Source organism: Lysobacter sp. Soil_C_59 (genome assembly GCF_057656415.1).
Genome location: NZ_JBDGKK010000009.1, coordinates 118351 through 137728, shown reverse-complemented (window position 1 = coordinate 137728; position 19378 = coordinate 118351). Strand labels below are relative to the sequence as shown.

The following is a 19378-nucleotide window of genomic DNA, read 5'->3' as shown; positions in this document are numbered from 1 at the left end:
GGCTGGCCGCGACGCAGGGGCTGGGCCAGAATCTGCCTGTTCATCTCAGGGGGTAAGTCGTGTCGAAGTCATGCCTGTCGCATCAACGCCTGTCCAGGGCACGCAACTGGTCGTTCGCCCTGCTCTCGTCGGCGATGCTGCTGGCGGTTTCCGCGGCCGGCGCCGCACCTCCCGATCCGGCGGCTCCTAAACCAGTTGCCCCCAAACCGGCTGCCACCAAACAAGCTGCCCCCGCACCAGCCGCACCCGAGCCGGCTGCCGCCGCGCCCAAGCCGCGCTCGATGCAGGAGATCCTCGATGCGTCCGCGCCGTCGGACTGGCGCGTCCCTGACCCGAAGAACACGCTGTACCTTGACCTCGACAGCGGCCAGGTCGTGATCGAACTGGCGCCGGCGTTCGCACCGGCGCACGTGGCCAACATCCGCGCCATGGCCAAGAACGGCTACTGGAACGGGATGAGCATCAACCGCTCGCAAGACAACTTCGTCGTGCAGTGGGGCGACCCGGCCGAGGAAGACAAGGACCGCAAGCCGATGGGCCGCGGCACCAAGCCCAAGCTGCCGGCGGAGTTCGCGCGCAAATCCGAGGGCCTGCCGTTCGATCGCCTGCCCGATGCCGATGGCTGGGCACCGCAGGTCGGCTTCTCCAACGGCTTCCCGGCCGGTCGTGATCCGACCACCAACACCGCCTGGATGGCGCACTGCTATGGCGCCGTCGGTGCCGGCCGCGATGTCGCCGCCGATTCCAGCAATGCCACCGAGCTGTATGTCGTCACCGGGCAGTCGCCGCGCCAGCTCGACCGCAACATCACCCTCGTCGGTCGCGTGATCAAGGGCATGGAGCTGCTGTCGGTGCTTCCGCGCGGCACAGGCCCGCTGGGCTTCTACGAGCAACCTTCGCAGCGCACGCCGATCCGCTCGGTGCGCCTGGCCGCGGACGTGGCGAAGAAGGACCGCGTCGCGATCGAGGTATTGCGCACCGACACGCCGCTGTTCACCGACCTGGTCGAGTCGCGCCGCAATCGCCGCGACGAGTGGTACAAGCACATGGCCGGCCACATCGACCTGTGCAACGTGCCGCTGCCCACGCGCGCGCCGCCGCCGAAGCCGGTGAAGCCGGTGGCGGCACCGAAGTCGAAGGCAAAGCCGAAGACCAGGAAACGCTGACTTCACCGTCGTCCCGGCCATCACTTGTCCCGGCGAACGCCGGGATCCATTTGCGGTTGACATCGTTCGAACGTCCCTGGGTTCCCGCCTTCGCGGGAATGACGGCAAGGGCAACGTCCTTGGGTTCCCGCCTTCGCGGGAATGACGGCAAAGGGCAACGTCCATGGGTTCCCGCCTTCGCGGGAATGATGACAAAGGGCGACGTCACTGGGTTCCCGCCTTCGCGGGAATGACGGCAAGGGCAACGTCACTGGGTTCCCGCCTTCGCGGGAATGACGGGCCCTCCTCCACTGTCGCTACGGCGCGGTCCGCACCTGGCTGGGTTCGCGATTGAGCGCCTCGTCCTGGAACAGGCACATCCGCACCACGTCGTGGTAGCGGCCGTCGCTGAAGAACTCGTCGATCAGCACTCCCTCGCGGCGAAAACCCGCTTCGTCGTAGATCCGGATCGCGCGCTCGTTGTCGACGTCGACCAGCAGATAAAGCTTGTACAGGTTCAGCACGCGGAAGGCGTAGTTGATCGCCAGCCGCGTCGCCTCGCGCGCATAGCCGTGGTTCTGCTGCTCGGGCGAGATCATGATCAGGAACTCGGCGCGGCGGTGCAGATGGTCGATCTCGACCAGCTCCACCAGGCCGACGCGTTCATGCGCGCCATCCTCGACGATGAAGCGGCGCTCGGACTGATCGTGGATGTGCTTGCGGTACAGCTCCTCAAGCTCCACGAACGATTCGTACGGTTCCTCGAACCAGTAGCCCATCACGCTGCGGTTGTTGTTGAGCACGTGGACGAAATGCAGGTCGCCACGCTCCAGTGGCCTCAGGGTGACGCCAGTTGACGGGATTCGGGTGTCTGTATTCATGGTGGCAACCCTACTCCATCACCGTGACACCACCGCGTGTAGCCCGGATGCAGCCGGTGCGCCATCACGCGGTCTTATCCCGCCGGTCAATAGCCTCGTATGGCCCCATCCGAAAGGCCCCTGCCATGCCCTTGATGCGTCTACGAGTGACCGGCAGCGACGACAGCGTCCGCGCCATCAGCAACCTCCTCACCAGCCTCGACGGCATCGAACACATCGAGGAGGTGGACGACCTGATGTCGCACCTGGACGACGACGATTCGAGTTCGGCCGGACTCGTCGATGACCAGGGCCCGGGCCAGCACGCCCTGGAAATCGAGGCCCCCAACCTGGCGACCGCGGCGCGCGTGCGCGATGCAGTCGAGGCGCTGGCCTTCGATCTCGACGTGCTGGTGGAGTTCGATACCGAGGAGGACTGACCCCGGCGTCGAACGTCAGGGCAGCGCCTTCAGCGCCGCGGTCACGCCCGGCAGCAACGCCTTGACGCGCGGGTCCGCGGAAAGATCGGCCTCGACATAGACCGCTTCCAGGAACGCGCTCAGGTCGTGCCGGCGCCCGAGCCATGCGCTGTCGCGCCATGCCAGCGCCGGATCGCCAAGTCGCGGCAGCATCGCGGCGAACCAGGCCGACCATGCCGCCTCGTCGCGAACGCCGCGCTGCGCCGCGTACACCAGCGGCGCCGCCATCCGCTGCGGTTCGCCGAAGATGTAGGCGTGGCCACTGGCAGGTACTGTCTGCACCGCCACCGCATCGACGATGCGATTCAACTGCGGCCCGTCCAGGGCCGGATTCAGGCTCAGCTGCATCAGCCAGTCGGCGCCGTGGGCGACACCGTGGCGCCAGCCGACGCCAGCCTCGAAGCCGCGATAGTCACGCACCGACGTGAAGTACGTCGTCGCGCGCACCACCATCGTCGCCCGCTCCGCCGGCGACATCCATGGCGTGGTGCGGTCGGTGCGCGCCACCTCGGCCAGTACCAGCGCCACGAACGGCCAGCGCACGCCATCGGGATCGGGCTCGGACAGCATCGCGTACAGGCGCTCACGCATCGGCCGCAGCGTCTCCGGCGCGAGCTCGCCCTTGCGCATCCACGCCGCCAGTCCTTCGTAGGCGATGCCGTCACGCAACTGCGCATCGGTGTTGCCGAGGCAGTCCAGCAGCGCCATGGCCAGGCTCGAGCGCTCGCCGGCATCGGCGACGACAAACTGTGACTGCTTCAGCGTTTCGAGCTTTTCCACGCTCCAGCCGTCGGGCGGGCACGTGCCTGCGAATGCCGGCATCGATGCAACCGCCAGCGTCAGGGCCAGCATCACATTGCGCATGTCAGCGTGCTCCCCGTCGGCGCAGGCGCCGCCACAGCCACACCGCCACCAGCACCACCAGTCCCAGCGGGATCAGGAATGCGGCGGCACGGATGGTCCAGGCGGTGCCCATGGCCAGGGTCTGGCCGAAGTCCCGCAGGGCCTGTCCGATCTCGCTGCGACCGCTCTGCCCGGCCGGCGGCAGGAACGAGATCGTGAGCTTCTGCGTATCGATGCGCATGCGGTGCTGCGCGCCTTCCTGCTCGGCCGCCTGCAACTGTGCCTCGACTTCGGCCAGCTGCCGCGACAGCGCGATCATGTCGGCGACGGCAAGGTCACGGCGCTGCTGGAACGCCTGGAGCTGGGTGCGTTCATTCTGCAGTCGCTGGCGCTGGGTGTCGTTGTCGCGCACGACCACGGCCAGGTCTTCGGCGTGAGTGCGGCGGTGACCGATTTCGCCGTCCTTGCCGGCCAGGGAAATCAGCGGCTCCACGCCGGCCGGCACGACGCGCACGGTCAGGCTGGCACTGCGCGTATCGCCGGCCTGCTGGTCGACATCGAGCACGGTGCAGTCACCGACGCGCTGCTGGCTGCAGGCATCGCGCACGGTCTGAAGCCGCTGCGGAATCTGCCCGGCATCGAGCCAGACGACCACGCTGTGCTCATAGGCCAGCATCGAGCCGGCGCGATTGGCGGTGGCCTGTGCGGGGCCCGAGCCGCCGGCATCCATGGCGCTGCGCTTTTCGCTGCAGCCCGCCACCGCCACGACCAGCGCCATCACCGACGCCAGCATCGCCGTTGCCGCAAAGTTGATCCGCATCGCCGCCCCTCGTGAACTTCAACGGTCGCGACTATGCCACGAGCCGACACGTGCCGGACGGGCCTTCAGCCCGGAAAGACGGCAACAGGCCTATCATCGGCGCATGCAGGCGCAACCGCCGGCAAACGATCGACTGCAGATGACCGACAACAAGCCCATCGACCCGTACGAAAAGCCCGCCGGTGGCTGGGATGCACTGAAGAGTTCCTGGCAGGCACTGCGCGAGCAGCAGGTGCTGGTCAAGGGCGCCAACACCCTGCTGCGCGCGAACCAGCCGCGCGGCTTCGACTGCCCGGGTTGCGCATGGCCGGACCGCAACGTGCACTCGACGTTCGAGTTCTGCGAGAACGGCGTCAAGGCAGTCGCCAACGAGGCGACGTCGAAGCGGGTGACGCGCGAGTTCTTCTCCGCCAACAGCGTCAGCGAGCTGGCGCAGTGGGAGGATCGCCTGCTCGAAGCGGAGGGCCGCCTGACCGAGCCGATGGTCTACGACGCCAGCAGCGACCATTACCGACCGATCGACTGGGACGGCGCGTTCGCGATGGTGGCTGACGCGCTCAACGCCCTGCCCTCGCCCGATGAGGCGATCTTCTACACCTCCGGTCGCACCTCCAACGAGGCGGCGTTCCTCTACCAGCTGTTCGTGCGCGAGTACGGCACCAACAACCTGCCCGACTGCTCGAACATGTGCCACGAGGCGTCGGGCGTGGCGCTCACCGAGCAGCTGGGCAGCGGCAAGGGCTCGGTCACGCTGGAGGATTTCGAGCACAGCGACGCCATCTTCATCTTCGGCCAGAACCCCGGCACCAATCATCTGCGCATGCTCGGCGAGTTGCGCACGGCGGCACGCCGCGGTTGCCGCATCGTCGTGTTCAACCCGCTGCGGGAACGCGGACTGGAACGCTTCGCCAATCCGCAGTCACCAGCGGACATGCTCGGCGGCAGCGGCACGCGCATCGCTTCGGAGTACTACCAACCGCGCATCGGCGGAGACCTCGCCGTGGCGACGGCGCTGGCCAAGGTCGTGGTCGAACGCGGCGTGGTCGATGCCGACTTCATCGCCGCACATACCAGCGGCTACGAGCACTTCGCTGCCTCGCTGCGCGCGATCGCCTGGGACACGCTGGAAAGCGAGTCGGGCCTGACCCGCGCCGAGCTCGAACACGCCGCGCAGACCTACATCGACAGCCCGGCGACGATCCTGTGCTGGGGCATGGGCATCACCCAGCATGCGCGCAGCGTCGCCACGATCCAGATGCTGGCCAACCTGCTGCTCCTGCGCGGTAACATCGGCCGGCCAGGCGCGGGCCCCTGCCCGGTGCGCGGCCATTCCAACGTGCAGGGCGACCGCACGATGGGCATCTACGAACAGCCTTCGCCTGCGTTTCTCGACCGTCTCGGCGCCGAGTTCGACTTCCAGCCGCCGCGCGCGCACGGCCACGACACCATCGCCGCGATCGAGGCCATGCACGATGGTCGTGCCGGCGTGTTCTTCGCGATGGGCGGCAACTTCGCCGCGGCCACGCCCGACAGCGCGCGCGTCATCGAGGCGCTGCGCCGCTGCCAGCTCACCGTGCACGTCAGCACCAAGCTCAATCGCTCGCACCTGGTGCATGGCCGCCAGGCGTTGATCCTGCCGTGCCTGGGACGCACCGAGATCGACCTGCAGGCCGCGGGTCCGCAGGCGGTGACGGTGGAGGACTCGATGAGCATGGTGCACCTGTCGTCGGGCATGAACCCGCCGGCTTCCGACCAGTTGCTGTCGGAGCCGGCGATCGTCGCGCGGCTGGCCGCGGCGACGCTGCCGCAGAGCCGCACGCCGTGGCTGTGGCTGGTGGAGGACTACGACCGCATCCGCGACCGCATTGCCCGCGTCATCGATGGCTTCACCGATTTCAACTCGCGCGTGCGCGCATCGGGCGGATTCCACCTCCACCATCCCGGCCGCGAGCGGGTGTTCCCGACCGCGAGCGGCAAGGCGACGTTCCATGCCCATCCGTTGCTGCCGGCGGATGAATCCCGGGACGGCAAGCTGTTCACCCTGATGACCGTCCGCTCGCACGACCAGTACAACACCACCGTCTATGGCCTCGATGATCGCTATCGCGGCGTGCACGGCCTGCGCCGCGTGTGTTTCATCAATGCCGCCGACTTGCGCCGGCTGGGCTTCCACGACGGCGACCTGGTCGACATCACTTCGGTGTGGTCCGACGGCGAACGCACGGTGACCGGTTTCCGCCTGGTCGAGTACGACATCCCCGAAGGCTGCCTGGCCAGTTACTTCCCGGAGACCAATCCACTGGTTCCGCTCGACCACCATGCCGAACGCGCACGCACCCCGGCATCGAAATCGATCCCGGTGCGGCTCGCACGGAGCGCGATCGCATGACCGAGGATTCCGCGCTGGCGTTGCTGCAGTTGCTCGCACAGGAGGACGGGCAGTCGATCCATCGCGTCGCCAAGCGCCTGGGCCTGGGCCTGAGCGAACTGCAGCGACTGCTGTCGGCACTGGGCAGCGATCCGCGCTTCGATGGCCTGGACCTGGTCGAGCAACGCGAGGACGGCGATCGCACCGTGTTGTGGCTCACTTCGCGCGGACGGCAGCTGTGCGGGACCGTGTGAACGAAGCACTGAGCGATGTGCAGGCGCTGCGCCTGCACGGCGACGCGCGCATGCAGCACGACGACCGCGTGATCGTCGAGGCGCCGGTGGCGCTGCTCTACAACGGTGAACCGTTCGTGGTGATGATGGCCACGCCCGAATCGCTGCCGGACTTCGCCCTCGGCTTTGCCCTGAGCGAAGGCATTGTTGCCAGCGCCGACGAGTTCCGCCTGGTCGATGTGGTGCGGCACGAGGATGGCATCGCCTTGCACGCGGCGATTCCGCAAGCGCGCTTCGATGCCTTGCAGGATCGGCGGCGCGGCATCGAAGGCCGCAGCGGCTGCGGCTTGTGCGGGGTCGAATCGCTGCAGGCAGCGTTGCGTCCGGTGCCGCGCGTGGCCGCACCGACACCCGTGGGCACAACGCAGATCCATGCCGCGCTGGCCGCCCTCGCCGAACAGCAGCCCCTCAACACCCACAGCGGTGGCGTGCATGCCGCAGGTTTCGCCCATGGCGGCGGATTGCTGGTGCGCGAGGACGTCGGCCGGCACAACGCGCTCGACAAGCTGATCGGCGCCATGGTGGCGCAGGCGCCGCCGCTGCGTGCGCAGGACGGCTTCCTGGTCATCACCTCGCGCGCGTCGTACGAGATCGTGCACAAGGCCGCGACCGCGGGCATCGCGATTGTCGTGGCGATCTCGGCTCCGACCGACCTGGCCATCCGCACCGCAGAGGCTGCCGGCATCACCCTGGCGGCGTTCGCCCGCGGCGGGCAGCTCAATGTCTACGCCCACCCCGAAGGCATTGCCGGCGCCGGCGCCTGAGGGCCCTCCCGGGCGCTCGCGACAGATTCGGCAAGGCAACCGGCGGCCGGACTCAACCAACGACCCATGCGGGCCCCACGCCGCTGGCGATATCCTGTGGAGATCGCGGCCTGCCGCCTGTTCCGAGACCTGCCATGCGTTCGTTGCGCCCCACCCTCCTCGCCGTCGCCGTGCTCAGCGCGACCCTGGCCGCCTGCCAGCCGCAGACCCCGCCGGCGCCGGCCGACACCGCCGCCACGGCACCGGCCGCCCCGGCCTCCGATGCCGCCACCGACGCCCGCTTCGCCGAGATCTCGCAGCGCTGGCTCGACGGCTGGCTGCAGCTCAACCCGGTCAGCGCCACCCAGATCGGCAAGCACGACTACGACAGCGAGGTCGACGACCTCAGCGCGGCCGGCCGCACCAAGCTGGTCGACTTCAGCAAGAAGCTGCTGACCGAGCTCGACGCGATCGACACCACCAAGCTCTCGCGCGAGAACCAGATCGACGCCTCGATCCTGCGCAACCAGATCCGCGGTGACATCTGGGGCATCGAGACGCTGCAGAGCTGGGCCTGGGATCCGCAGGTCTACAGCGGCCTGGCCGGCGGCGCGATCTACAACCTCATGGCGCGCGATTTCGCACCGATGCCGCAGCGCCTGAAGTCGGCCACCGCGCGCATGCAGAAGATCCCGGGCATCTACGCCCAGATGCGCGAGAACCTCGACCCGGCACGCGTGCCGTCGATCCACGCCGAGACCGTCGCCAAGCAGAACGCCGGCGTGCTCAGCCTGATCGACACCTTCATCGTCCCCAATGCCGACCAGCTCAAGGGCGAGGATCGCAAGCAGCTCGACGCCGCCGTCGCTGGCCTGCGCAAGGCCGTGGCCGAGCAGCAGACCTGGCTCGACAAGACCCTGGTACCGAACGCGAAGGGTGACTTCCGCATCGGCCAGACCCTGTACGACGAGAAGCTGCAGTTCTCGTTGAACTCCTCGCTGTCGCGCGCGGAGATCAAGCAGCGTGCCGAGTCCGAGCTCAAGCGCGTGCGCGGCGAGATGTACGCCATCGCCCAGAACGTGCTCAAGGACAAGCCCAACGCACCGGAACTGCCGGCCAACCCGAACCCGGACCAGCAGCAGAAGGCGATCGAGGCTGCGCTCGAGCTGGCCTACACCGACAAGCCGGCACGCAACGAAGTGGTCGACTTCGCCAAGAAGACGCTGGCCGAAGCGACCGACTTCACCCGCAAGCATGACCTGGTCACCGTGCCCAACGACCCGGTCAAGATCATCCTGATGCCGGAGTTCCAGCGCGGCGTCGCGGTGGCCTATTGCGACTCGCCGGGTCCGCTCGACAAGGGGCTGGACACCTACTACGCGATCTCGCCGATTCCGGACGACTGGGACGCCAAGCAGGCCGACTCGTTCCTGCGCGAATACAACAGCCGCATGATCCACCTGCTGTCGATCCACGAAGCGATGCCGGGCCATTACCTGGAAGGCGCGCATTCGGCCAAGTCGCATTCGACCCTGCGTTCGGTGCTGCGCTCGGGCCTGTTCGCCGAGGGCTGGGCGGTCTACACCGAGGACATGATGGCCGACGCGGGTTACCTCGATAACGACCCGCTGTTCCGCCTTGTGCAGCTGAAGTTCTACCTGCGCACGATTGCCAACGCGATCCTCGACCAGGGCGTGCACGTGGACAACTGGAGCCGCGAGCAGGCGATGGAGCTGATGACCAAGCAGGCCTTCCAGCAGGAGCGCGAAGCGTCCGGCAAGTGGGTGCGCGCGCAGCTGACCTCGGCGCAGCTGCCGACGTACTTCGTCGGTGCGCAGGAGCACTTCGACATGCGCAAGGCGGTGGAGGCCAAGCTCGGTGACAAGTTCAACGCCAAGGCCTATCACGACCAGGTGCTGTCGTATGGCGCGCCGCCGGTGCGTTTCGTTCGCGAGATGATGCTGGACGAACCGATCAAATGATCGTCATCCCGGCGAAAGCCGGGATCCAGACGCGCGAAGCGCGTGCTCTACCCCCCTCTCCCGCGCGCGGGAGAGGGGCTTCATCCAACGAGGAACCCGCCATGTCCCCCGGCAGCACGGTCATTCCCACCCTGGTCTACCGCGACGCACCCAAGGCCATCGACTGGCTGTGCGACGCCTTCGGCTTCCAGCGCCAGGCGGTCTACACCGACGGCGATGTGGTTCTCCACGCGCAGCTCGTCCACGGCAGCGGCATGATCATGCTCGGCTCGGCCAACAAGGACGGCGAGTGGTCGCGGCTGATGATCCATCCCGACGAAACCGGCCAGCGCGCGACCCAGAGCATCTGCGTGATCGTCGCCGATGCCGACGCCCACTATGCGCAGGCCACCAAAGCCGGTGCCCCTGTCGTGATCGACATCGCCGACCAGCCCTACGGCGGCCGTGGCTATGCCTGCCGCGACCTCGAAGGCCATCTGTGGTGGTTCGGCACCTACGACCCCTGGAAGGACGCCTGAGCGATGGACGACTTCGGTAACGGCCCGAAACCGGTCGACGGCATCCGCGTCGGTGTCGGCGGCTGGACCTACGTGCCCTGGCGCAACAACTTCTACCCCAAGGGCCTCGTGCAGCGGCGCGAGCTCGAGTACGCCAGCCGCCATCTCAGCGCGATCGAGGTCAACGGTACCTTCTACGGCTCGCAGAAACCGGCGACGTACGCGAAGTGGGCGGCGGAGACGCCGGACGGCTTCCTGTTTTCGGCCAAGGCGCCGATGCGGATCATGCAGTCGAAGACGCTGGCCAGGACCGGTCCGCAGATCGAGGACTTCGTCGGTGGCATCGCTTCGCTGGGAGATCGCCTTGGCCCGATCGTCTGGCAGTTCGACCAGGGGCCGCCGCTGCAGCGCGACACGTTCGCGCAGTTCCTCGCACTGCTTCCCACGCAAGTCGAAGGCCGGCGCCTGCGCCACGTGATCGACGTGCGCGACCACGCCTTCGTCGACAAGGACTACGTGGCGCTGCTGCGCGAACACAACATGGCCGGTGTCTTCACCGATTCGCCCGAGCATCCGTCCTTCGCCGACGTCACCGCGGACTTCGTCTACGCGCGCCTGATGCAGACGCGCAGCGACATCCCCGACGGCTATCCCGACGACGAACTCGACCGCTGGGCAGCGCGTGCGCGCGAGTGGTCGCAAGGCGGGCAACCGGCCGACCTGCCCTATCTTGCGGCGCAGCATGGCAGTGGCAGCAAGCGTGACGTGTTCGTCTATTTCATCAGCGCCGCGAAAGAGCGCAACCCGGCGGCGGCAATGGCGCTGCTGCGGCGCCTGGGCGCCTGAGGTATCCCGTCATCCCGGCGAAAGCCGGGATCCAGTCGCGCGAAGCGCGCAGTCACCGGCTCCCGGCCGTGCCAATCGGCACTCGCACGTTGCACGGGCAACAACGGCACAATCCCCCTTCACCCCCCGGAAGAGATCACGCCATGGCCAACCGTCGCGAGTTCATCTCCACCGCCACCCTGACCGCCGCAGGCATCGCCCTGGCGCCACTGGTGGCCTGCAGCCAGGAAAAGCCGGCCGCCAGTGCGTCCGCGCCCGCGGCCGCGGCAATGAAGCCTTTCAAGGGCCCGCTGCTGACGCGCGCGGTTCCCGCCACCGGCGAGAAGATCCCGGTGATCGGCATGGGCACGTCCGGCAGTTTTGAAGTCGGCACCGATGCCGCCGGCCGCGCGCCGCTGCGTGAAGTGCTCGACACCTTCGTCAACGCCGGCGGATCGCTGATCGATACCGCACCTACCTACTCCACCGCCGAAGACGTCCTCGGCGACCTGATCACCGACGCCAAGGCGAGGCAGAAGCTGTTCATCGCCACCAAGTTGTCGGGCGTGAGCGGGCGCGAGGAAGGCCTGGCCCAGTTCAATGATTCGCTGCGCCGGCTCAAGACCGACAAGGTCGAGCTGCTGCAGGTCCACAACCTGCGCGACACCGCCGCGCAGATCGCACTTGCGCGCGAGCTGAAGCAGCAGGGCAAGACGCGTTACGTCGGCCTTACCCACTACCGCGAGGACGGTCAGGCGCAGCTCGCCGCCGAGATGCGCCAGCACAAACCCGACTGGATCCAGATCAACTACTCGCCGGTTTCGCGCGGCGCCGAAAAGACGATCTTTCCATTGGCGAAGGAACTGGGCATCGCGGTGATGATCAACCGCGCCTTCGAGGATGGCCGCCTTATCTCGCAGATGCGCGACAAGCCGCTGCCACCGTGGGCGGCCGAGGTCGGTGCTGATTCCTGGGCGCAGCTGATCCTGAAGTACGTGCTCAGCCAGCCGGAAGTGACGGTGGTGATCCCGGCCACCTCGAAGGCCCGGCACCAGCTCGACAACCTCAAGGCCGGCACGGGCCAACTGCTCGATGCAAAGCAACGCGACGCGCTCGTCGTGGCGCTGGCCTGAGCGGTGCCCATGGCGAACTGGTCGCACAAGATCGCGTCCCTCTTCGGCGTGACCGAAGACGAGGCGCCCCCGGTACTGGCCGGCGCCCTGGTGTTTTTCCTGCTGTTTGCCGGCTATTTCATGCTGCGGCCGGTGCGCGAGACGATGGGCGTCGCCGGTGGCGTCGACAACCTGCAATGGCTGTTCACCGGCACCTTCGTCGCCACGTTGGCGGTGATGCCGCTGTTCGGCTGGATCGCGGCGAAGGTGAAGCGGCGCCACATCCTGCCGTGGACGTTCGGCTTCTTCGCCGCCAACCTGGCGCTGTTCGCGGTCTGCTTCCAGCTCGATCCGGACAACCTGTGGATCGCGCGCACGTTCTACATCTGGATCTCGGTGTTCAACCTGATCGCGGTGTCGGTGGTGTGGAGCGTGTGTGTTGACCTGTTCCCGACCTCGCAGGCCAAGCGCATCTTCGCGCTGATGGCCTCCGGCGCCAGCCTGGGCGGCCTGGTCGGGCCGTTGCTCGGCATCGCGCTGGTCGAACTGATCGGCCACGCGGGCCTGCTCTGGCTGGCGGCGACATTGCTGGTTGCCGCGATCTTCGCCGCCCGGCGCCTGCAACGATGGCGCGACGCGCATCCGGTGCGCGAGGAACTCACCGCCGGTGCGCGCGCACGACCGCTCGGCGGCAGTCCGCTTGCCGGCATCACCACCGTGATGCGCTCGCCATACCTGCTGGGCATTTCCGCGTTCGTGCTGCTGCTGGCCAGCGTCAGCACCTTCCTCTACTTCGAACAGGCGCGACTGATCGAGCTGCGCTTCCCCGATCGCGCCGACCAGACCCAGGTGTTCGGCATGATCGACGTGATCGTGCAGAGCCTGACGATCGCCTCGCAGCTGTTCCTCACCGGCCGGCTCGTGCAGCGACTGGGGCTGGGCGTGCTGCTGGTGGCGGTGCCCATGGTGACCATGCTCGGCTTCCTGTGGCTGGCGATGGCGCCGACCTTTGCTGTCCTGGCGGTGGTGATGGTGGTGCGCCGCTTCGGCGAGTACGCGTTCGTCAGGCCGGGCCGCGAGATGCTGTTCACCGTTGTCCCGACCGAGGCCAAGTACAAGGCCAAGAGCTTCATCGACTCGGTGGTCTATCGCGGCGCCGATGCCGTCAGCGGCTGGGCCAAGACCTTCGTCGACATGCTGGCGCAGCAACCGGCGATCGCCGCTCTGGTGGGCGCGGCCATCGCGCTCGCATGGGCGGTGACGGGCGCGAGCCTGGCGCGGGCGCAGTCACGCATCGCCGACTCGCAGGGCCCGTCGACGTAGGAGCGAGCTTGCTCGCGATGGGCACACGCTGGTTCGCGAGCAAGCTCGCTCCTACGGCAGGCGTGCCATCGCGCGCACCGGGAACGTACCTGCGCCCTTCACCTTCGGCGGGATCGCGCTGAAGGCGAAGCCTTCGTCCGGCAGCGCGGCCAGGTTGCACAGGTGCTCGACGATCAGGATCTCGGCGCCGAGGAGCGTCGTATGCACCGGGCGCTCACCACCGCGGGTGTCGTCGATGTTCATCGAGTCGATGCCGACCAGGGCGACGCCACAGTCGCGCAGGTAGGCAGCCGCGTCCTCGGTCAGGTACGGATGTTCGATGGCGTAGCCCGGCTCTCGCCAGTAGGCGTCCCAGCCGGTGTGGACGAGCACGGCGCGACCGCGCAGCTCCTTGTCGCGGAACCACGAGGCATCGATCGCACGTACTTCGCGATGATCTGCGCGGATGACGATGCCATCTCGGTCGGCGAACGCAGCGATCCCGACCTGCGAAAGATCGTGGCCATGCGCATAGCGGTGCGACGGACAGTCGATGTAGGTGCCGGTGTTGGCGACGATCTCGATCTTCGCGATCTGGAACTCGGTGCCCGCGGCGTACTTCGCACGCGACTGCTCGCGGCTGAGGAAGTCGCAGATGCGCGCGGCAGGGAGACCGGGATAAGTGACCAGGCCGTCCTCGATGACGTGGCTGAGGTCGACGTAGATGCGCCCTTTCCCGGCGCCTCCTGCCTTGCGCTTGTGCGGCTCGGTAATGATCTTCTTGTTGAGGATGCGCGCGGGGCCGACCATCAGCAGGCGCAGGTCGCGCACGATGTAGTCGACCAGCTCGGCATCGGCGATGTCGTCGCCGTCGATGTCCAGGCGGAAGTCCTGGCCCTGGATACCGCCGCCGTTGGTGAACTCGAAGTCGAAGTCGAAAACCACGCGCTTTTCGGTCATGTCGTCACTTCGCAGTGCGCTGGCTGAGCGCAACACTGCCCAGGATCATCACGCCTGCGATGCCCATCTTCAAGGTCAGCGGCTCGTCGAGCAGCAGCCAGGCCCATGCCACGCCGAACACCGGGATCAGGTAGGTCACGGTCGAAGCGCGGCCTGCGCCGATCCGGGCGATCAGGCGGTAGTACATGACGAAGGCCAGGCCGGTGCACAGCACGCCGAGCATGCCGGCCGACAACCATGACTTCATCGCGACCGCATGGGTCGGCCAGTTCGCGATGGCGAACGGCAACGTCAGCAGCGCGGCCACGCCCAGGGTCGCCGAGGCCACCGCCGCCGGCGGCAGGCCGGTCAGGTGGCGACGCACCAGGTTGATGCCCACGCCGTACAGGAACGAAGCGCCGGCACCGGCGGCGACCGCCCAGCCGATGCTCGCGCCGGCGGTCTTGTCGCTGGCCAGCACGATCACGCCGACAAAACCTGCGACCAGCGCGATCGCCCGGCGTGCACCGATCTTCTCGCCGAAGAACAGGAAGCCGACGAGCGCGGTGAACAGCACCGTCATCGCATTGGTGATCGCGCCCACGCCGGCGGGCGCGGTCTTGGCCGCCCAGGCGAACAACATGAACGGCAGCGCCGAATTCAACGCGCCGATGATCGCCAGTTTCGGCCACAGTTTCGCCGGGAACTGCGCGCGGGCACGCCACAGGAACGGCAGCAGCACGAGCGAGCCCAGGGCCAGGCGAACCTCGACCAGCGCCATCGCGCCGAAATCAGGAGCGGCCACGCGCATGAACAGGAACGAAGCGCCCCAGATGGCGCCAAGCAGGCACAGTTCCAGCGGCGTGAGCCAACCGCGTTCGTGCGTATCGGAAAGACTGGAAGTCGATGCAACGCTGGTCATGCCAAACCTCTTCGAGGACGTACTCGTGGGGGAGGACGTATGTGGAACGACAGTCGACGCGCGGGCGTGGTCAGCCCTGCGTCGGGTGATAGCAATGCGTGATGGATTCCGAACTGCCGCCTGCGGCCAGGAACGCGGCGTAGCCAAGGTTCACTCCGATCAGGCGTACACCGCTTTCGGTGTGCGGGCGATGCCGGCTGTCGGGAGCGAAGTACACGTACGTTCCGGCGCCGTGGCGGGCCTCGCCCTCGATTACTTCGCCGCTGATCACGTAGTACGACACGCCGGTCTCATGGTGGTCCAGCACCGGCCACTTCGAGCCCGGCGCCATGTCCACCACCCACATGCGCAGGCCGGGACCGGCGGGCAGGTCGCGGCGCAGGCAGCCGGGGCCCACTTCGATCGCCGGGACCGCCTCGATCGGCAGCGCCTGCATCGTCAATTGCGGAGTCACTTCGTGCAGATGGCCCATTCGTCCGCTCCTGCGGTCCGGCGCCGGGGGGGCGCCCATCGACTAATCTGGCTCTTGCCAGACCGCCATTCTGATTACCTGTACGTCCTGCACAAGCGCATACTTTGGCTGTCAGACACAAATCAGATTTGAGGCTCGACATGGCACTGCGCGCGGACTGGCTGCCGGCCCTGACGGCATTCGAATCGGCGGCCCGGCACCAGAACTTCGCCCACGCCGCCGAGGAACTGCACCTGACCGCCAGCGCGGTCAGCCACCACGTGCGCAAGCTCGAGTCGCGGCTGGGCGTGGCCCTTTTCCAGCGCCATGCGCGCGGGGTCGCCCTGACCGCCGACGGCCGCAAGCTGGCCGACGCCGCCGGCAGTGCCCTGGCCGACGTCGATGGCGTGCTGCGCAGCCTGCGTTCGGGTCGCGAGGACAGCGACCGCATCCGCTTCACCACCCTGCACTCGCTCACCTACACCTGGCTGACGCCGCGCTTGCCTGAGTTCACCCAGGCGCACCCCAACCTGCGCCTGAGCATCGACACCGAAGTCGCACTCACCCGCTTCGACGAACCTGGCCCGGACTTCGGCATCCGCCATGGACCCGGACACTGGCCCGGCCTGACATCGCATTTCCTGATGGACGAAGGCCTGTTGCCGGTGGTCTCGCCGGACTTTCCGGGAGTCGACCAGATCCGCGAGCCGGCGGACGTCGCCAGGCAGCCGCTGATCTCCGACCACTCGCGGCAGGGCTGGCACGACTGGTTCCGCGCCGCCGGCGTGCACGGCGCCAAGTTCGACGAGCGCCTGACCTACACCGACAGCACCGGCGCCATGAACGCCGCCGTGTTCGGGATGGGCATTGCGCTCGCGCGCTCGCGCATCGTCACGCCCTATCTCGAAAGCGGACGGCTGCAGCGACTGCCGGTGCCGACGGTGAAGGCGCGCTGGGGCTACTACGTGGTGTATCCCTCGCACCGGCGGCTGCGTGCTGCGGCGCAGACGTTCGTGGACTGGTTGCTGGCGCTGCCGAAGGATTGAGGCGGGACTTCCGTGGGCGGGTGAAAAAGCAACGTCCATGGATTCCCGCCTTCGCGGGAATGACGGGCCAACGTCGCTGGGTCCCCGCCTTCGCGGGGATGACGGGCCAGAGACGAAGACCGGGCAATGAAATGCATAAGCGTCGTCCGCCGGGTCGGGGATTGCGCAGCAGTGGGCCATGGATGGCCCACGCCCCACCTCCGGACAGGATGTCCGGCGAAGGGGCGGAGCAATCCCCGGCCCGGCGGACGGCGCCCTTCGGAAGACGCAAGAGCCGATGCTGCGACCGACGCAACCCGCACACGAATGCCCACAGTGCAAAAAAAGTTTCCGGCAACTGTCGATCCACCCCATTCCCGTTCGTCATCCAGACAAGAGCCCCACTCCGGCGGCTCCAAAGCAGGAGACGACGATGCGCTTCATGGTGATAGTCCGCGCGACCGCGGAATCGGAAACCGGCGTGATGCCGAGCGAAGAGCTGCTCACGCAGATGGGCAACTACAACGAAGAACTGGTCAAGGCCGGCGTGATGGTCGGCGGCGAAGGCCTGCACCCGAGCAGCAAGGGCGCCCGCGTGCGCTTCAGCGGCACGCAACGCAGCATCGTCGACGGCCCGTTCGCCGAGACCAAGGAACTCATCGCCGGCTACTGGCTGTTCGAGACCGGCTCACTGGCCGAAGCGATCGAATGGGTCAAGCGCGCACCCAACTTGTTCGAAGGCAAGGACAACGGCGAAGTCGAGATCCGCCAGGTCTACGAGACCGAGGACTTCGGCCCCGAACTCACCCCCGAGCTGCGCGCCCAGGAAGACCGCCTGCGTGCCCAGCTTGGCGAACGCCGCTGATCACCGACCTCATCAGCCAACAGGACATCCCATGAAGATCAACGCCTACCTCACCTTCAACGGCAACTGCGGCACCGCGATGCGCTTCTACGCGCAGGCACTCGGCGGTGCGCTCGACCCCATCACCACCTTCGGCGACAGCCCCGCCTGCGATCACGTGCCGGCCGACTATCGCGACAAGATCATGCACGCCCGCCTGCAGGTCGGCGACCAGGTGCTGATGGCATCGGACGGCATGCCCACCGACAGCTACGACGGCATCAAGGGCTGCGCGATCGCCCTCAACGTCGACTCCGTCGGCGAAGCCGAGCGCGTGTTCAAGGCACTGTCGGACAAGGGCAACGTGATCATGCCGCTCGACAAGACCTTCTGGTCGGTCAGCTTCGGCATGCTCGTCGACCAGTTCGGCGTGTCGTGGATGGTCAACTGCGAAAGCGAGGCGTGATCGCCATGGCCAGCCAGATCTTCGTCAACCTCCCGGTCAAGGACCTCGACCGCTCGGTCGACTTCTTCGAAAAGCTCGGCTACTCGTTCAACCCGGACTTCACCAACGAACTGGCGGCATGCATGGTGGTGTCCGACGACATCTACGTCATGCTGCTGACCGAACCGTTCTTCCAGACCTTCACCCGCAAGCCGGTGCACGATGCGACACAGGCCACCGAGGCCATCGTCTGCCTGACCCTGGACAGCAGCAACGCGGTCGATGCGATCGTCGCGAAGGCCGTGGCCGCCGGCGCCAAGACCCACTTCGATGCCAGCGACCAGGGCTTCATGTACGGCCACGGCTTCGAGGACCTGGACGGCCACCTGTGGGAGTACGTCCACATGAAACCCGATGCGGTCCCCAACCGCTGACCCGCCACCACGGAGATGCCACCATGCGCTTCATGATGCTGATGATCCCCAAGGGTTATGAATCCGCTGCGCCCGGCACGATGCCGGAAGCCGACGCCGTAGCGGCGATGATGAAATACAACGAGTCCCTGCAGAAAGCCGGCGTGCTGCTGGCGCTGGACGGACTGCACCCGCCGTCGATGGGCGCGCGCGTGAGCTTCAAGGGCGGCAAACCGCAGGTCACCGATGGCCCCTTCAGCGAAGCCAGGGAAGTGCTCGGCGGCTACTGGATGATTCAGGTGAAGTCGCGCGAGGAAGCCATCGCCTGGGCCTCGCGTTGCCCGGCCTCGGACAACGAAGTGATCGAGATCCGCCAGGTGCAGGAGATGGCCGACTTCCCCGCCGACGTGCAGAAAGCCGCCGCCGGCCTGGAGGAAATGCAGCAGCAGGCCGGCTCGCCCCCCAAGCACTGACCTCAAACCTATTCACCCCATGGAACGGAGTTTCGAATGCTGAAGTTCATCGCCATCGCCGTCGTCGTACTGATCGCGGCCGTCCTCATCTTCGCCGCAACCCGCCCGGACACGTTCCGCGTCGAACGCCACGTCCACATCCAGGCACCACCGGACCAGGTGTTCGCGCAGATCAACGACTTCAACCGCTGGCGCGCGTGGTCGCCGTACGAGAAGCTCGATCCGCAGATGCAGCGCGAGATCGGCGGTGCCGCACAGGGCACCGGCGCGACCTACCGGTGGGACGGCAACAACAAGGCCGGCGCCGGACGGATGGAGATCGTGCAGTCTGTGCCCTCCTCGCGCATCGAGGTGCAGCTTGATTTCACCCGGCCGATGCAGGCGCGCAGCTCCGCGCAGTTCACCATCGTGCCGCAGGGCAATGGCAGCGACGTGACCTGGGCGATGAATGGCGACATGCCGTATGTCTCCAAGGTGTTCAGCGTGTTCGTGAACATGGACCGCATGATCGGCAAGGCCTTCGAGGAAGGGCTCGGCAACCTCAAGCGCCTGAGCGAGCACGACGGTGCCGCGACGCCCCGCCTGGAAGGCGCGTGA

General features: G+C 67.2%; 22 protein-coding genes. 16 read left to right on the top strand and 6 right to left on the bottom strand.

The window, feature by feature from the left end; translation table 11 throughout:
- Window positions 1-59: 59 nt before the first annotated feature.
- Window positions 60-1166: a peptidylprolyl isomerase gene (locus tag AC3A3Q_RS15930; protein WP_487587152.1), complete on the top strand. Its 1107-nt coding sequence runs from the start codon at window positions 60-62 to the stop codon at window positions 1164-1166.
- A gap of 296 nt (window positions 1167-1462) precedes the next feature.
- Here AC3A3Q_RS15930 and speG read toward each other — a convergent pair whose 3' ends face one another.
- Window positions 1463-2026 (bottom strand): spermidine N1-acetyltransferase, encoded by a 564-nt coding sequence (speG, locus tag AC3A3Q_RS15925; protein ID WP_487587151.1) that lies wholly within the window; start codon window positions 2024-2026, stop codon window positions 1463-1465.
- A gap of 125 nt (window positions 2027-2151) precedes the next feature.
- Here speG and AC3A3Q_RS15920 point away from each other — a divergent pair, with 125 nt between their 5' ends.
- Window positions 2152-2445 carry a hypothetical protein gene (locus AC3A3Q_RS15920; protein ID WP_158731763.1) on the top strand — a complete coding sequence of 98 codons (294 nt, stop codon included), beginning with the start codon at window positions 2152-2154 and terminating at the stop codon, window positions 2443-2445.
- 15 nt (window positions 2446-2460) lie between these two features.
- Here the strand turns inward: AC3A3Q_RS15920 and AC3A3Q_RS15915 are convergent, their stop codons facing one another.
- Both AC3A3Q_RS15915 and AC3A3Q_RS15910 read right to left on the bottom strand, forming a co-directional pair.
- Complete coding sequence (locus tag AC3A3Q_RS15915) at window positions 2461-3348, bottom strand: DUF2785 domain-containing protein (protein ID WP_487587150.1); 888 nt, start codon at window positions 3346-3348, stop codon at window positions 2461-2463.
- 1 nt (window position 3349) lies between these two features.
- Entirely contained in the window at window positions 3350-4147 is a 798-nt protein-coding gene (locus AC3A3Q_RS15910; protein WP_487587149.1) for a DUF4349 domain-containing protein, read from the bottom strand.
- Window positions 4148-4286: 139 nt separating this feature from the next.
- On the opposite strand from AC3A3Q_RS15910, the gene AC3A3Q_RS15905 reads away from it, so the two are divergent.
- The 8 genes from AC3A3Q_RS15905 (at window position 4287) to AC3A3Q_RS15870 (ending at window position 13290) form a co-directional block, all read left to right on the top strand.
- On the top strand, window positions 4287-6536 hold the full coding sequence (locus tag AC3A3Q_RS15905; RefSeq protein WP_487587193.1) for an FdhF/YdeP family oxidoreductase: 2250 nt from the start codon (window positions 4287-4289) through the stop codon (window positions 6534-6536).
- Window positions 6533-6769 carry a helix-turn-helix domain-containing protein gene (locus AC3A3Q_RS15900; RefSeq protein WP_487587148.1) on the top strand — a complete coding sequence of 79 codons (237 nt, stop codon included), beginning with the start codon at window positions 6533-6535 and terminating at the stop codon, window positions 6767-6769. Before AC3A3Q_RS15905 ends, AC3A3Q_RS15900 begins: the two co-directional genes overlap by 4 nt.
- Before the next feature lie 50 nt (window positions 6770-6819).
- Window positions 6820-7572: a formate dehydrogenase accessory sulfurtransferase FdhD gene (gene fdhD, locus AC3A3Q_RS15895; RefSeq protein ID WP_487587192.1), complete on the top strand. Its 753-nt coding sequence runs from the start codon at window positions 6820-6822 to the stop codon at window positions 7570-7572.
- A gap of 143 nt (window positions 7573-7715) precedes the next feature.
- Window positions 7716-9533 carry a DUF885 domain-containing protein gene (locus AC3A3Q_RS15890; RefSeq protein ID WP_487587147.1) on the top strand — a complete coding sequence of 606 codons (1818 nt, stop codon included), beginning with the start codon at window positions 7716-7718 and terminating at the stop codon, window positions 9531-9533.
- Between the two features lie 101 nt (window positions 9534-9634).
- Window positions 9635-10051, top strand: coding sequence for a VOC family protein (locus AC3A3Q_RS15885; RefSeq protein WP_487587146.1), 417 nt, complete (start codon window positions 9635-9637; stop codon window positions 10049-10051).
- 3 nt (window positions 10052-10054) lie between these two features.
- Window positions 10055-10876, top strand: a complete 822-nt coding sequence (locus tag AC3A3Q_RS15880; RefSeq protein WP_487587145.1) for a DUF72 domain-containing protein — start codon at window positions 10055-10057, stop codon at window positions 10874-10876.
- A gap of 143 nt (window positions 10877-11019) precedes the next feature.
- A complete protein-coding gene (locus AC3A3Q_RS15875) occupies window positions 11020-11988 on the top strand; it encodes an aldo/keto reductase (protein ID WP_487587144.1) in 969 nt (322 codons plus the stop codon).
- A 9-nt stretch (window positions 11989-11997) separates the two neighbouring features.
- Window positions 11998-13290 (top strand): NTP/NDP exchange transporter, encoded by a 1293-nt coding sequence (locus AC3A3Q_RS15870; protein WP_487587143.1) that lies wholly within the window; start codon window positions 11998-12000, stop codon window positions 13288-13290.
- Between the two features lie 51 nt (window positions 13291-13341).
- Here AC3A3Q_RS15870 and AC3A3Q_RS15865 read toward each other — a convergent pair whose 3' ends face one another.
- The 3 genes from AC3A3Q_RS15865 to AC3A3Q_RS15855 form a co-directional block, all read right to left on the bottom strand.
- Window positions 13342-14229: a cyclase family protein gene (locus tag AC3A3Q_RS15865; RefSeq protein WP_487587142.1), complete on the bottom strand. Its 888-nt coding sequence runs from the start codon at window positions 14227-14229 to the stop codon at window positions 13342-13344.
- A 4-nt stretch (window positions 14230-14233) separates the two neighbouring features.
- Window positions 14234-15130 (bottom strand): DMT family transporter, encoded by an 897-nt coding sequence (locus tag AC3A3Q_RS15860; protein WP_487587141.1) that lies wholly within the window; start codon window positions 15128-15130, stop codon window positions 14234-14236.
- A 70-nt stretch (window positions 15131-15200) separates the two neighbouring features.
- Window positions 15201-15602 (bottom strand): cupin domain-containing protein, encoded by a 402-nt coding sequence (locus tag AC3A3Q_RS15855; protein ID WP_487587140.1) that lies wholly within the window; start codon window positions 15600-15602, stop codon window positions 15201-15203.
- Window positions 15603-15742: 140 nt separating this feature from the next.
- Here AC3A3Q_RS15855 and AC3A3Q_RS15850 point away from each other — a divergent pair, with 140 nt between their 5' ends.
- The 6 genes from AC3A3Q_RS15850 (at window position 15743) to AC3A3Q_RS15825 (ending at window position 19378) form a co-directional block, all read left to right on the top strand.
- Window positions 15743-16627 (top strand): LysR substrate-binding domain-containing protein, encoded by an 885-nt coding sequence (locus tag AC3A3Q_RS15850; protein ID WP_487587139.1) that lies wholly within the window; start codon window positions 15743-15745, stop codon window positions 16625-16627.
- Window positions 16628-17039: 412 nt separating this feature from the next.
- Window positions 17040-17471 (top strand): YciI family protein, encoded by a 432-nt coding sequence (locus AC3A3Q_RS15845; protein ID WP_487587138.1) that lies wholly within the window; start codon window positions 17040-17042, stop codon window positions 17469-17471.
- A gap of 31 nt (window positions 17472-17502) precedes the next feature.
- Complete coding sequence (locus AC3A3Q_RS15840; protein ID WP_487587137.1) at window positions 17503-17916, top strand: VOC family protein; 414 nt, start codon at window positions 17503-17505, stop codon at window positions 17914-17916.
- A 5-nt stretch (window positions 17917-17921) separates the two neighbouring features.
- Window positions 17922-18329 carry a VOC family protein gene (locus AC3A3Q_RS15835; protein WP_487587136.1) on the top strand — a complete coding sequence of 136 codons (408 nt, stop codon included), beginning with the start codon at window positions 17922-17924 and terminating at the stop codon, window positions 18327-18329.
- Window positions 18330-18352: 23 nt separating this feature from the next.
- Window positions 18353-18781, top strand: coding sequence for a YciI family protein (locus AC3A3Q_RS15830; protein ID WP_487587135.1), 429 nt, complete (start codon window positions 18353-18355; stop codon window positions 18779-18781).
- A gap of 36 nt (window positions 18782-18817) precedes the next feature.
- A complete protein-coding gene (locus tag AC3A3Q_RS15825) occupies window positions 18818-19378 on the top strand; it encodes an SRPBCC family protein (RefSeq protein ID WP_487587134.1) in 561 nt (186 codons plus the stop codon).